Annotated in this window: 12 protein-coding genes; 8 read left to right on the top strand and 4 right to left on the bottom strand. The window is 68.5% G+C overall.

Going from position 1 to position 13,644, the window contains the following annotated elements:
* The 4 genes from QK444_RS05440 to QK444_RS05455 form a co-directional block, all read left to right on the top strand.
* The coding region (locus QK444_RS05440; protein WP_282777692.1) for a DUF3558 family protein at positions 1–590 on the top strand (590 nt) is incomplete at its 5' end.
* Between the two features lie 217 nt (positions 591–807).
* Complete coding sequence (locus QK444_RS05445) at positions 808–1,119, top strand: hypothetical protein (protein ID WP_282777694.1); 312 nt, start codon at positions 808–810, stop codon at positions 1,117–1,119.
* Positions 1,095–1,511: a PIN domain-containing protein gene (locus tag QK444_RS05450; RefSeq protein ID WP_282777696.1), complete on the top strand. Its 417-nt coding sequence runs from the start codon at positions 1,095–1,097 to the stop codon at positions 1,509–1,511. The genes QK444_RS05445 and QK444_RS05450 overlap by 25 nt, the downstream gene beginning before the upstream one ends.
* A gap of 312 nt (positions 1,512–1,823) precedes the next feature.
* Positions 1,824–3,884, top strand: coding sequence for a thioredoxin domain-containing protein (locus QK444_RS05455; RefSeq protein ID WP_282777698.1), 2,061 nt, complete (start codon positions 1,824–1,826; stop codon positions 3,882–3,884).
* A gap of 117 nt (positions 3,885–4,001) precedes the next feature.
* Here the strand turns inward: QK444_RS05455 and QK444_RS05460 are convergent, their stop codons facing one another.
* The 3 genes from QK444_RS05460 to QK444_RS05470 form a co-directional block, all read right to left on the bottom strand.
* Positions 4,002–4,451: a hypothetical protein gene (locus tag QK444_RS05460; RefSeq protein WP_282777700.1), complete on the bottom strand. Its 450-nt coding sequence runs from the start codon at positions 4,449–4,451 to the stop codon at positions 4,002–4,004.
* A gap of 864 nt (positions 4,452–5,315) precedes the next feature.
* On the bottom strand, positions 5,316–6,872 hold the full coding sequence (locus QK444_RS05465) for an adenylate/guanylate cyclase domain-containing protein (protein WP_282777702.1): 1,557 nt from the start codon (positions 6,870–6,872) through the stop codon (positions 5,316–5,318).
* Positions 6,873–7,083: 211 nt separating this feature from the next.
* Positions 7,084–7,770 (bottom strand): hemolysin III family protein, encoded by a 687-nt coding sequence (locus QK444_RS05470; RefSeq protein ID WP_282777704.1) that lies wholly within the window; start codon positions 7,768–7,770, stop codon positions 7,084–7,086.
* Between the two features lie 154 nt (positions 7,771–7,924).
* On the opposite strand from QK444_RS05470, the gene QK444_RS05475 reads away from it, so the two are divergent.
* On the top strand, positions 7,925–8,704 hold the full coding sequence (locus tag QK444_RS05475) for an isoprenyl transferase (RefSeq protein ID WP_282777706.1): 780 nt from the start codon (positions 7,925–7,927) through the stop codon (positions 8,702–8,704).
* Between the two features lie 113 nt (positions 8,705–8,817).
* Complete coding sequence (locus QK444_RS05480) at positions 8,818–9,429, top strand: hypothetical protein (RefSeq protein WP_051037681.1); 612 nt, start codon at positions 8,818–8,820, stop codon at positions 9,427–9,429.
* On the opposite strand, the gene coaA is transcribed toward QK444_RS05480, so the two are convergent.
* Positions 9,426–10,358 carry a type I pantothenate kinase gene (coaA, locus tag QK444_RS05485; protein ID WP_029931355.1) on the bottom strand — a complete coding sequence of 311 codons (933 nt, stop codon included), beginning with the start codon at positions 10,356–10,358 and terminating at the stop codon, positions 9,426–9,428. The two genes, QK444_RS05480 and coaA, sit on opposite strands and share 4 nt — an antisense overlap.
* A 224-nt stretch (positions 10,359–10,582) precedes the next feature.
* Between coaA and QK444_RS05490 the strand changes: the two genes are divergently transcribed.
* Positions 10,583–11,782: a DUF885 domain-containing protein gene (locus QK444_RS05490; protein WP_282777710.1), complete on the top strand. Its 1,200-nt coding sequence runs from the start codon at positions 10,583–10,585 to the stop codon at positions 11,780–11,782.
* A gap of 432 nt (positions 11,783–12,214) precedes the next feature.
* The gene (gene glyA / locus QK444_RS05495; protein ID WP_282777711.1) at positions 12,215–13,507 is read left to right on the top strand and encodes a serine hydroxymethyltransferase; all 1,293 of its coding nucleotides are present in this window, start codon (positions 12,215–12,217) and stop codon (positions 13,505–13,507) included.
* The last annotated feature ends 137 nt before the right edge of the window (positions 13,508–13,644 follow it).

Here is a 13,644-nt window from a genome sequence, read left to right on the forward strand (position 1 = left end):
CGGCGGCCCCCCGGAGGGGGGGGGACGGCGGCACCAAGGCACCGGAGCCCACGCGTGCCGACACCGCTCCGATCGACAGCCCCGGGTCGGAACCCACGCGTGCCGACACCCCCGCGCCCGCTCCGATCGACAGCCCCGGGCCGGAACCCACGCGTCCCGACACCACCGCGCCCTCCACGGAGCCCGCGTCCGGTGCCTTCTGGGATCCCTGTTCGATCCCCGAATCCGAAGTTGTCGCAGTGGGGCTGGATCCCGCGACCGAGGTGCGAACGACCGAATCGATGTTCGCGTCCTGCCAATGGCTCGCTACCGATCGAAGCTTCGACCTGATCCTGACGCATTCGGGCGACTCGATGGACTATGTCCTCACGCCCGGAAACTACAAGGACCTCCGCCGCAGCGAGTACTACGGTCGCGAGTTCGCCGTTTTCCGCGCGGTATCCGACAGCGACAATATCGGCTGCCTGATCGTCACCCCGGCCGCCGCCGGCAGCTTCGTATTCACCCTCCGGAACTCCCGGCCCGATGGCGAGGACGCGTGTCTCACCATCCAGCGAGTCAGCGCCGGACTGTTCCATTCCCTGCCCTGACCAGCTCCTCCTTCGGCCGAGAGCCGCGACGACGGTGGTCGGTGTGGGCGGCTGTGACACAGGAACCGATTAGGTGGGTGCCACTTCGTCCCCCTCCGCCTGCTGTTAGTCATATTTTCGCAGGTAGATGCCATTCTCTGGGGTTCCCTTCGGGAAGGATCCGTCGTGGACCAGCTTCCGGTAGCATGTTTCCTACTTCAAGTAGTAAACTCGCGGTGTGGCTGCACCACCTGAGGACTACTCGCCGGGCCACGGACCGGCGGCGAAGGTCAGCGTCTCGCTGCGGGCAGGGAATATCCGAGCCGTCAGGGAGCGTGTTGGCTCGCGGGGGTTCTCGGCCTATGTGGATGCCGCCGTGGAGCGTCAGATCGAGCGGGATCTGCTCGAGGAGGCGTTGCTTGCGAATGAAGAACAGGCCGGGGTCATTTCGCGGGAAATCAAGGATGAGGCAACGGTGCTGTTCCGTGAGGTGAAAGCCTCGCCCGAGTTGCAGGGGGACACCGGGTGGCACGCACGCGAAGCCGACTGAGCGCCGGAACGCTCGTTCTGGACTGTGAAGGACTGTCGAAGTGGTGTGTTGCGGATCCAAGGGTCACCGCGTACGTCCGTGAAGCACAGGACAACGACTTCCGGGTGATCGTCAGTGCTCTCACGCACATCGAGGCATACGACAAGAGGGCCAAGAACGATCGTTGGCGCTGGCACCTGTCTCGCTTGCGGATCGAACCTGTTACGGACGAAATCGCATTCCACGCGATCGACCTACTGCGCGAAGCTGGTCTGCACGGCCATAAGTACGCGATAGACGCCGTGGTGGCCGCGACGGCGCTGCGGGCAGTGAAGCCGGTCGTGCTCTTGACTTCGGACGTGGATGACCTAACCAAATTGTGTGGCAAGCAGATTCGCATCGTGGAGGTATAGACAGCCACGATGCGGCGACAGGCGTATCCGCAAGCGGCGTGCGTCGCCATGTGGCAACGCCGAGGGGTGGGTGACACCGTCACCCGATCCTGCAGCAGCCCCATCGGGTCGAGAATGCTGTGGTGGGGTCCACGACATGCCCACCGGATCGATTGGGACAATGTTGATGCAACTAGTCCTATGTGATGGCGCATTAGTCGGAACGGGGGCGGATGGAAGGCGGCATGTCGGCTGTGCGTTCGCGTACCGTTCGCCCTGCGAGGTAATGCGTGGGTCACGCTGTGGGCTCACCAGGCATGGGAGGTTGGAACCGTGAACCAATTGGCCAGTGCGACATCGCCTTACCTGCGTCAGCATGCCGACAATCCGGTCGATTGGCGGGAGTGGGATGCGGAGGCGCTGGCCGAAGCGGCCGCGCGCGACGTGCCGATACTACTGTCCGTAGGATACGCGAGCTGTCACTGGTGCCACGTCATGGCGCACGAGTCGTTCGAGGACGCCGCCACCGCCGCGCTCATGAACGAGAACTTCGTGTGCGTGAAGGTGGATCGGGAGGAGCGGCCGGATCTGGATGCCGTGTACATGGCGGCGACCGTCGCCATGACGGGGCAGGGGGGCTGGCCGATGACGTGTTTTCTGACTCCGGCGGGGGAGCCGTTCTACTGCGGGACCTACTACCCGAAGACGCCTCGGCACGGGATGCCGTCGTTCACCCAGTTGTTGACGGCGGTGTCGGAGACCTGGCGGGATCGGCGCGGCGAGGTGGATCGGGCGGCCACGCAGGTGGGGGAGGCGTTGCGGCAGCAGTCGGGCGGGCTGCCCGAAGGGACCGTGACGGTCGGGCCGGAGCTGCTCGATCTCGCGGTGGCGGCGGTGCTGCGGGAGGTGGACCACGAGCGGGGCGGGATCGGGAACGCGCCCAAGTTTCCGCCGTCGGCGCTCATGGAGGGGCTGCTGCGGGCCTATGAGCGCGGCGGGAACGAGCAGGCGCTGCACGCGGTGACGTTCACGGCGGAGGCCATGGCGCGGGGCGGCATCTACGACCAGCTGCGCGGCGGGTTCGCGCGCTATTCGGTGGACGCCGCCTGGGTGGTGCCGCATTTCGAGAAGATGCTCTACGACAATGCGCAACTGCTGCGGGTGTACGCGCACCTGGCCCGGCGGGTGGCGGACGAGCGTGACGGGGTACTGGAATCCCTGCCCTTGCGAATCGCCAGGGAGACAGCGCATTTCCTGCTCGACGACCTCGGTACCGAACAGGGCGGGTTCGCGTCGGCGCTGGACGCCGACACGCATCTGGAGCCCGGTCGGCCCGGTGTCGAGGGCGCGACCTACGTGTGGACCCCGGCGGAGCTCAACGGAGCCCTGGGGGCTATCGACGGCGCTTGGGCCGCTGAGCTTTTCGGCGTCACCACGGCGGGCACCTTCGAACACGGCACCTCCGTGCTCACCCGCTACCGCGAACCCGTCGGCGAATACGAACGCTACGAACGCATTCGGGAGACCCTGCGCGCCGCCCGCGACCGCCGCCCGCAGCCCGAGCGCGACGACAAGGTGGTGACCGCCTGGAACGGCATGGCCGTCACCGCGCTGGCGGAGGCGGGCGGCGCGCACAGCCGCATGGACTGGATCGCCGCCGCCGAGGCGTGCGCGCTGTTCCTGCTGGACGTGCATGTGGTCGACGACCGGGTGCTGCGGGCCTCGCTGGGCGGCGTGGCGGGTGCGGCGCCCGGTGTGCTGGAGGATTACGCCTGGCTCACCACGGGTTTGCTGTCACTGCATCAGACCGTCGGCGGCCGCACCTGGCTCGACCACGGGCAGCGCATCCTGGACGCCGCCATCGCCCACTTCGCCGATCCGGACGCGCCCGGCAGCTGGTTCGATACCGCCGACGACGCCGAAACCCTGGTCGCCCGCCCACGCGATCCCCTGGACGGAGCCACCCCGTCCGGGTCCTCCGCCATGGCCGAGGCGCTGCTCACGGCCGCCGCACTCAGCGATCCGGAGCGTGCCACGCGCTACCGCGAACTCGCGGACCGCACCCTCGAACGCGGTGCGATCGTGCTGGCCCGCGCACCCCGCTCGGGTGGGCACTGGCTGACCGTCGCCGAGGCCGCCGTGCGCGGACCCATCCAGGTGGCCGTCGCCGTCGCACCCGACGACAGTCAGGGCTACTCGGCCGGATTGGCGCTCACCGCATGGGAATCCGCGCCCGGCGGCACGGTGATCGTGACCGGCGCCCCGGACAGTGCCCCGCTGCTCACCGACCGCCACCCCGTCTCCGGCCGCTCCGCCGCCTACGTCTGCCGCGGCGCGGTCTGCGACCTCCCGGTCACCTCCCCCGACGACCTGCGCGACTCGCTCGCCCGCTGAACCACCGCGGACGAACACGGCAAGGACGCGATCCCTCCCACGTCGATGTGAGGCCGTTCGCTGTTCCGTACAGCGTGATATCTCGGCAGGTCGCCGGAGCGGGCGCGCCTCGCGGGATCATCGGCCAGCGCGGACCAGGGCGGGGAGGGCGATGAGCACGGCCAGGATGTGGACGGCGCGAAGGGCTCCGATCACCACGGATTCCGTGGTCCAGCCCACCATCAGCTCGCCGAAATGCGGTGCCGTGAGCACCGCCCGCACCGGTTCGGCGAGCAGTGACAGCAGACCCGCCGTTCCCAATCCGGCGACGAGAGTCCAACGCGCCCAAGATGATCCGGCCGCCATGCGGAACGTGAGGACGACCACGGTCAGATAGACCGCGGCGCGCATGGCCAACGCGGGCAGCAGCCCGTCGATGTCGGCTTCGGGTCGCTCGAGCAGCATGGCCGCCCGCAGTAGCGTTTCACCGACTCCGCAGTACACGGCGATCAGCACGGCATGCAGCGCCACCGTCACCGAGTGGGGACGCGCGACCTCGGTGGTCTCGTGCGGTGAGCTCTCGATCATGTCCGTCACTGTGCGCGCGATCGGCCGCGCACCGGATCCCCCACGAGTATCGAAGGCGGGTCACCCGTCGGTATGAGCTCCCGCCGCGAGCCGAGGTCGGCCGGGGCAGGTGGGCCGCACCGGCGATTCCGGCCAGCGACGAAACCACGGGAACACGCGCGTCCTTCGCTGCCGACGCTCTGCCCATGGCTGGCACGGACGCTGTGTCCGTGGTCGGCATCGACGCTGCGTCCGGGGCCAGCACTCCCGAGGCCAGCACTGACGTGGTGTCCGGTGCTGTTTCGCACCGCGTCCGGGCCAGCGCTGACGCTGCCCCCGGTGCTGGCTCCGATGCCGTGCGCCCACGTCACTCGAGGGTCCCCGTCCGCATAATGTTTTGCCCACCGCCGACCCTGGGCCTACAGTCCGAAACATGTCCCTCTCAATCTGTCCAGCGCGCGATCGACGAGCACTCGGTGCTCGAGGCGATGACCGTGCATGACTGACAGCCGTCGATCGGGGGTGTTCGCGCCGCCCAATCGTGCGGACACGACCCGTGCTCTGAACGACCGCTACCTGCCGCGCACCCGCCGCGCCACGGCTACCCGGCCCCCATCCAGCCGTCCGGGGGCGCGCCGCCGCTGAGCGGGTCGCGTGCCCGGGTACGGCTCGAGCGCTGGGAAGCGGTTCGGGGTGCTTCCGGCCGTCCCCGCGATGCCGACCTGCCGGGCGTCCTGGTCGCCTTCACCGGATAGCAGCGGGTCCGGTCGGCTGTGCCGCTGTCAGCACCGGTATTTCGCCACCCGCCGAGCCGGACCCGTGTTCGCGGTCGTGGCGGCGTGGGCCGATGGCGTGCGGGCGGACCGACTGCGGCGGGGGCCGTGGTCAGCTCGTCTCGGTGGCGGGTTCGGCGAGGGTGGTTGTGTCGGTAGGTGTTTCGTGCGGTGTCGGCTCCGCGACCCGCCGGGCGGCCAGATCCGTCCAGCAGTCGGTCGGGTTCTTGCGGCCGCGCAGCAGGATGGTTTCGTGCAGCGTCCACCGCGAGCGTTCGTAGTCGGCGGCGGCGTCGATGACGGCCCGGCTGGCGAGGATGCGCCGTGGCACCCGTTTGGCCTCGGTGGTGAGGCGGGCCGCCTCGTTCACCGCGTCGCCGATGACGGTGAACTCGAGGCGGGTGTCGGCTCCGATATCGCCCGCGAACACCAGGCCGCGCGCCACACCGATGCCGATGTCGAGTTCTCCGGCGGCCGCCACCTCGTCGCGAATGCGGCGGGCGGCGCGCAGGGCGGGGGTGGCGTTGTCCGACAGGGAGATCGGCGCACCGAAGATGCACAGCGCGGCGTCGCCCTCGAACTTGTTGACCAGCCCGTGGTTGTCCTCGGTGGCCGCGACCACCGTGGACAGCAGCCGGTTGAGCTTGGCCACGAAGGCGTCCGGCGGGAGTTCGGTGGCCAGCGCCACCGACCCGGTCACATCCACGAACAGCGCCGTCACCACACGCATATCGCCGGTGAGATCGGCGCCCCCGGCGAGTGCTCGCTCGGCCACCTCCGCGCCGACGTGGCGGCCGAAGACGGTGCGCATGCGTTCGCGCTCGCTCAGGTTCGCGGCCAGCTCGTTGACCGACAGTTCCAGTCGCCCGAGTTCACTGGCGCTGCCGATGGGCACCCGCACGTCGAGGTCGCCGCGGGCGATCCGGTCCAGCGCCATCCGCAGTGTGTGCATGGGGGTGGCGACCGCGCGGGCCAGCGCCGCCGTCGCCACCGCACCCGCCGACAGTCCGACGACGGCGAGATAGATGCCGGTCCGAATCCGATCGTCCGGCGACGGCACCGGATCGGCCAATACGGTGATGAGCATGAACAGTGGCACGGCCCCCGCCACCGCGAAGGTCACCAGTACCCGCACCAGCACGGTGGAACTCCAGTGCGTGGTGCCGCCCACCACCTCCGCCACCGTGGGAATGGTCGGCCGGATGAGCCGATCCACGACCAGATAGGTGACCGCCGCCGACTCCAGTCCACCGAAGGTGAACATGGCCAGCACCACGGCCAGATCCGGCCCGGTGGTGGCATTCGCGAACAGCGCGGCCGCGATGATCACACCGGGCAACCAGATGGCCAGCGCCCGCGCCGTGATGGTGATCGGCAGCGTCAGCAGGCGGCGCGCTTCGGCCTCGGTGGGTTTGCGGCGCTGGTCCAGCCAGCCGAAGTAGTGGCCGCGGTCGCGCACGGCGAGCACGATGCCGACCAGCGCGCCGAGGGTCGGATAGATGGCGGCCGGAGCCAGGGCCGACAGCCAGTTCGGGCCGAGGCGGCCGAGGTATCCGGCGAGCCAGAGTTCGGTGACGATGACGCCCAGGCCGCTGAGGTTGCACACCATCACCACGGCGGCCAAGCCCCACCCGGCCCGCAACGCCCACAGGATAAGCCGACTCAACACCTTCGCCTCTCCGCGTTGTCAGCGCGCGGCCGAGAGCCGCCGGCGGCTGTGGACGCGTGCCGGCGGTTGGGAGCCGAAACCATTGTGGGCGTGCCCGATGAGTTACCCCGATCCTCGCGAAATCAGTCGTCACCACTCGGCAGTGTCGCTGCGATCAGCGCGGTTGCTCCGGTGATCATGAGTGGACAACAGTCTAAATGCGGTGATCAGGTCAGCGCAGCAGGACCAGCCAGACCGCGATGTAGTGGCAGAGGGCCGCGACGACCGTTGCCGCGTGGAAGAACTCGTGGTGGCCGAACACCTCGGGCCACGGATCGGGCCAGCGGGTGGCGTAGAGGATCGCGCCGCCGCTGTAGGCGAGGCCGCCGATGAGCAGCAGCAGCATCGGGGCGAGGCCGACATTGTGGGTGAGGGTTCCGGCGACCGGCACGATGGCCCAGCCCAGCAGCAGGTACAGCGGTACGCCGACCCAGCGGGGAGCGGTGGGCCACAGCAGTTTCAGGGCCACCCCGGCGAGCGCGCCGATCCACACCACGGTCAGCAGGACGGTGCCGGACCGTCCGCCCACCCCGAGCAGTGCGAAGGGCGTGTAACTGCCCGCGATGAACAGGAAGATCATCGAGTGGTCGGCGCGCTTCATGTGGATGCGGGCGCGATCGGTCTTCCAGTTCACCCGGTGATAGGTGGCGCTGACCCCGAACACCCCGCAGACGGTGAGCCCGTACACCAGCGTCGACCACGCCGCCGTCGCCGACACCGTGGTGCCCGCGATCACCAGCGCGATCACCCCGACGGCCGCGATACCGACCGCCCACGTATGTATCCATCCCCGCATGCGCGGTTTGAGCAATACCTCGACAACGTCCGCCACCGGAGCGGGCACCGCGGTATCCGACATCAGTTACCTCCTGAGTAACCTACGGTACCGTAGGTTAGCGGGTCTCGAGCGCGTCGCACATCACACCGCAGTAGGGGTCACGGCTGGCGCTGCGGTATGTCGTGCACTGTCCCGGTCAGCCCGCCGCCGCGCGGCGGGGCGTACTGTTTTCGCCGTGAAGCTTGCGAGTCAGGTGCGTGGTTTTCCCTACCGCATCTACGAGGCCCGGCTGTCGAAGCAGCTGGCTGGCAAACAACATCCGCGTCATGTGGCGGTGATGTGCGACGGCAATCGTCGCTGGGCGCGGGAGAACGGCTTCTCCGATATCAGTCACGGGCACCGGGTGGGGGCGCTCAAGATCGCCGAGCTGGTGAGCTGGTGCGGTGAGGTCGGCATCGAGATGGTCACCGTGTACCTGCTCTCGACCGAGAACCTGCGCCGCGACCGCGAGGAGCTGGAGACGCTCTTCGACGTGATCACCGATGTGGTGGAGGAACTGTCCGCGCCGGAACAGAATTCCACCGTGCGCATCGTGGGCGCGCTGGATCAACTGCCCGAGGATATGGCGCGGCGGCTGCGCGACGCGGCCAAGCGCACCGACGGCCGCAATGGCGTCCACGTGAACGTGGCCATCGGATACGGCGGCCGCCAGGAGATCACCGATGCGGTGCGGTCGCTGGTTCGCCAGGAGATTGCGGCGGGCGAGACCGGCGAGGATCTGGTGCAGTCCATTACCGTCGACGCCATCGGCCAGCATCTCTACACCTCCGGTCAGCCGGATCCGGATCTGGTCATCCGCACCTCCGGTGAACAGCGCCTTTCCGGATTCCTGCTGTGGCAGAGCGCGTATTCGGAGATCTGGTTCACCGAGGCGTACTGGCCGGAATTCCGGCGCACCGATTTCCTGCGCGCCCTGCGCGATTACGCGGCCCGCCACCGCCGCTTCGGAGTTTGAATCGGCCCGGTCCGGGGAACGGGCGGGCCGCTGACAACGGCCAGCACACGGTTGGGTTGCAGTGCAATGGCTTTGGGGTTCGCGGGGGCCTTGCTGCCGTAGCGTCGGATGGCATGGGCGAGGTGCGCGAAGGGCCGTGGACCGCCGTGAACGCCGCGGCGGTGGTCGAGTCGGATCCATATATTTCCTACGAGGAGTTCGGTCGCAGATTCCTGGAATACGCGGCCTCCGAACACCGTATCCAGGGCGCGTTCGGGCAATTGACGGGCGAGGCGTTCGATTTCGGCCCGATCGGAGTGGGGCCGGGCCGGATCGCGAAGCTGTTCGCGACGGTGCGGCTCGGTAAGCCGAAACTCGATCGGGAGGTGCGGGACAATATCTCCTTCGCGCTGAAGATCCCGCTCGAGGTGGATCTGCTGGTCGATCTGGCCGTGGACCGCTATCCGTTCCATGTGGACGGCAAGATCCACCTGCATCTGACCGTGCGCACGGCCGAACCGCTGCGCGTGATCATCGATATCGCCGAACCCCGCCCGAGCGATGTGCGGGTGAATGTGGCGAGCGCGTCGCGGCGCGGTGAACTGCTGCGCATCCTTGCCAGCGTCGATCACGAGATTCGCCGTTTCGTGGCCCGCTACCTGGCCGAGGAGATCCGCAAACCGCATATCGTGGCCGCCACCGATATCGACGTGGCGGCACGGCTGGACGCGGCCTGGAAGCTCTAGAGCTTGCGCAGCCGCAGCCGGTTGATGCTGTGGTCGGAGTCCTTGCGCAGCACCAGGGTCGCGCGCGGGCGGGTGGGCAGGATGTTCTCCACCAGGTTGGGCCGGTTGGTGTTGTTCCAGATCTCGCGGGCCGCGCCGATGGCTTCCTGATCGTTGAATCGGGCGTAGTGGTGGAACGCGGAATTCGGATCGGAGAACGAGGTCTTGCGCAGCGCGAGAAAGCGCTCGATATACCAGTTCTCGATGTCCTCGATGCGCGCGTCGACATAGATGGAGAAGTCGAACAGGTCCGACACCATGAGCCGGGGACCGGTCTGCAACACGTTCAATCCCTCGACGATCAGGATGTCGGGCTGGCGCACGCAGTGTTTCTGATCCGGCACGATGTCGTAGGCGATATGCGAATACACCGGGGCGCACACTTCCGACGCACCGGATTTCACCTCGGTGACGAAGCGCAGCAGTTTGCGGCGGTCGTAGCTCTCCGGGAAGCCCTTGCGGTGCATGAGGCCGCGGCGGGTGAGTTCGGCGGTGGGGTAGAGGAATCCGTCGGTGGTCACCAGATCGACGCGCGGGTGGTGGTCCCAGCGGGCCAGCAACGCCTGGAGTACGCGGGCGGTGGTGGATTTGCCGACCGCGACACTGCCCGCGACACCGATGACGAACGGAACCTGGCGGTCCGGGTGGGTTTCCCCGAGGAAGGTGGCGGTGGCGGCGAAAAGGCGCTGTCTGGCGGCCACCTGGAGGTGGATGAGCCGGGCCAGCGGCAGGTAGACCTCGGCGACCTCTTCCAGGTCGATCTGTTCACCCAGGCCGCGCAGACCGATCAGTTCCTCCTCGGTGAGCACCAAGGGGGTCGACTTGCGCAGGGTGCGCCATTGTTTCCGGTCGAATTCCACATAGGGACTCGGCTCGCTCATCCGTGCCACGAAGTCTCACCGTTCCCGTGTCCGGTCCGGTGAGATCCGGTCCACACTCCACGCATAGGCGAATTCTGCTCGGGTGCAACGGGGCGGGAAAAACCGGGTGTTGTTACTCGCCAGTAGCCGGGGTGAGATATCCCACCCGGACCGCACGTTTGAAACGGCGTTCCGGCGCTCCACCGGTCCGGACCGTCGCCGCGCTCGCCCGGAGGCGGATAGTGTTCCCGGACATGGCAGCGCATCCCCTGGTTACCGACTATCTGCGACTGGGCTTGGCCTTCGACCGGCTCGAGGAAGGGTTCGTCGACGCGTACACCGGCGATCCCGCTCTGCGGCGCGAGGTGGAGAACGCGCCGCGGCCGGAGCCCCGCGATCTCGCGCACCGCGCCGCGGCACTGCGCAAGGAACTGCCCGAGGCCGGACTCACCACCGAACGCACCGAATTCCTGGAGGCGCATCTGCGCGCCATGGAGTGCTCGGCGTGCAAATTCGCCGGGGACGAGATTCCGTTCGTCGAGGAGGTGCGCGCCTACTTCGACGTGGATATCGCCCCCGGTGATGTGGCCGAATACCAGGAGGCGCACCGGCAGATGGACGAGGTGCTCGCGGGTGAGGGGGCACTGCTCGAGCGGGTGACCGCGCACCGGCGCGCGGACGAGATTCCGCCGGAGCGCCTGCGGGCGTGTGTGGACGCGTTCTCGGGCGCGCTGCGGGAACTGGTGCGCCAGCGCTACCCGCTGCCCGACCACGAATTCGTGGAGTACGAGGTGGTGGGCGACAAGCCGTGGTCCGGCTTCAACTACTACCTGGGCAACTACAAGTCCCGGGTCGCCATCAACTCGGACCTGAAGCAGCACATGGCGAACCTGCCGCATCTCATCGCGCACGAGTCGTATCCGGGGCATCACACCGAACACTGCCGCAAGGAAGCCGGGCTGGTGGCGGCCGGGCAGGCCGAGCAGACCCTGTTCCTGGTGAACACCCCGCAGTGCCTGATGGCGGAGGGGCTGGCGGATCTGGCGCTGAAGTCCATCGTGGGTCCCGGGTGGGGCGTGTGGGCGCAGGAGATCTACGCCGATCTCGGCCTGCGCTTCGACGGTGAACGCGCCGAACGCCTGTCGAACGCCGCCGCCAAGCTGCTGAACGTCCGCCAGGACGCCGCGCTGCTGCTGCACGACCGCCGCAAGGACGCCGACGAGGTCGCGGCCTTCCTCGAACGCTGGAGCCTGGCGACACCCGAACGCGCCCGCCAATCCCTGCGCTTCCTGTCCTCCCCGCTGTGGCGCGCCTACATCTCCACCTACGTGGAGGGCTACCGCCTGCTCGGCGGCTGGCTCGACCGCGCCCCCGACACGGACGACCGCTCGGAGCGTTTCCGCCGTCTGCTGGACGAACCCCTGACCCCGGGCGCGATACGCCGGATGCCCTGAGGCCGTGCCGGGGCGCGCTGACCTCGCGGGATGTGTTCGGAGCGCGGAGTTGTCGGAGAATGGCGAGCGTGCTCGCCTTTGCGGAGGTGTGGCCGAGCTGGCCTTGCGGAGGTGTGGCCGAGCTGGCCTTGCGGAGGTGTGGCCGAGCTGGCCTTGTGGAGGTGTGGTCGCACGTCTGGTGTGGCGGAGTGCTTGCGCGTCGCGGGGCGTGGCGGTGTGCTCGCATCGCGGGATGTGGCGGACGCGCTGATGGCGTGGCGGCGCTGACTACGGGCGGTGGTGCGGAGTGCGTGACGTGGGGTGGTGATGGAGCGTGTCGGCGTTGGCGATTGCGGGGCGGGCCGGGGTCGCGCGGCGGCCGGGGAATGTGCGGGAGCTGTGCGGTGGCGGGGGCGAGCGACCGCTCGGTGGCCGCCCCCTAGACTGACCGTCGTGACCCAGACCGCCGCCTCCGTCAACACTCAGTCGCTCGCCGAGCTCGATCCGCAGGTCGCCGCCGCGATGGCCGAAGAGCTCGCCCGGGAACGCGACACCCTAGAGATGATCGCGTCCGAGAACTTCGTGCCGCGCGCCGTGCTCCAGGCACAGGGCAGCGTGCTCACCAACAAGTACGCCGAGGGGTACCCGGGGCGGCGCTACTACGGCGGCTGCGAGGCCGTCGACAAGGTCGAGGAGCTGGCGCGCGAGCGAGTGAAGGAGCTGTTCGGCGCGGAATTCGCCAATGTGCAGCCGCATTCGGGTGCGCAGGCCAATGCCGCCGTGCTCATGGCGCTGATGAATCCGGGCGACAAGCTGCTCGGACTGGATCTGGCGCACGGCGGCCACCTCACCCACGGCATGCGGCTGAACTTCTCCGGCAAGCTGTACGAGGTGCACGCCTACGGGGTGTCCAAGGAAGACCACCGGGTCGATATGGACGAGGTGCGCAAGATCGCCCGCGACACCCGCCCGAGGGTGATCGTGGCCGGTTGGTCGGCCTACCCCCGCCACCTCGACTTCGCCGCCTTCCGGGAGATCGCCGACGAGGTCGGCGCGTACCTGTGGGTCGATATGGCGCACTTCGCCGGTCTGGTCGCGGCGGGTCTGCATCCGTCGCCGGTGCCGCATGCCGACGTGGTGTCGTCCACCGTGCACAAGACCCTCGGCGGTCCGCGGTCGGGCCTCATCCTGGCCAAGCAGGATTACGCCAAGAAGCTGAACTCCGCGGTCTTCCCGGGCCAGCAGGGCGGCCCGCTCATGCACGCCATCGCCGCCAAGGCCGTGGCCTTCAAGATCGCGGGCGGCGACGAGTTCACCGAGCGCCAGCAGCGCACCGTGTCGGGTGCGAAGATCCTGGCCGAACGGCTCACCGGCGCGGATGTCAAGGACAAGGGCATCACCGTGCTCACCGGCGGCACCGATGTACACCTGGTGCTGGTCGACCTGCGCAATTCGGCGCTGGACGGCCAGCAGGGTGAGGATCTGCTGCACGAGGTCGGAATCACCGTGAACCGCAATGCCGTTCCGTTCGACCCGCGCCCGCCGATGGTCACCTCGGGCCTGCGCATCGGCACCGCCGCGCTGGCCACCCGCGGCTTCGGCGACACCGAGTTCACCGAGGTCGCCGACATCATCGCCACCGCCCTCGCCGGCGGCGACATCGCCGCCCTGCGCGCCCGGGTCGCCAAGTTGGCCCAGGACTTCCCGCTCTACGAGGGCCTCGAGGACTGGAAGCTGCTCGGCTGATCACCGTGCCGAGACGCCTGCGGCGCTGAAGCACTGGGCCTGGTTGTCGTGCGTGATGACCAGGCCCCGACGTATCCGGGGCCGGTCTCGGGTACACGTCGCGAGCCGATCGGTGAAGCGGGCGGTCACATCACGCG

Source organism: Nocardia sp. CC201C (genome assembly GCF_030010695.1).
GTDB classification, from domain to species: domain Bacteria; phylum Actinomycetota; class Actinomycetes; order Mycobacteriales; family Mycobacteriaceae; genus Nocardia; species Nocardia otitidiscaviarum.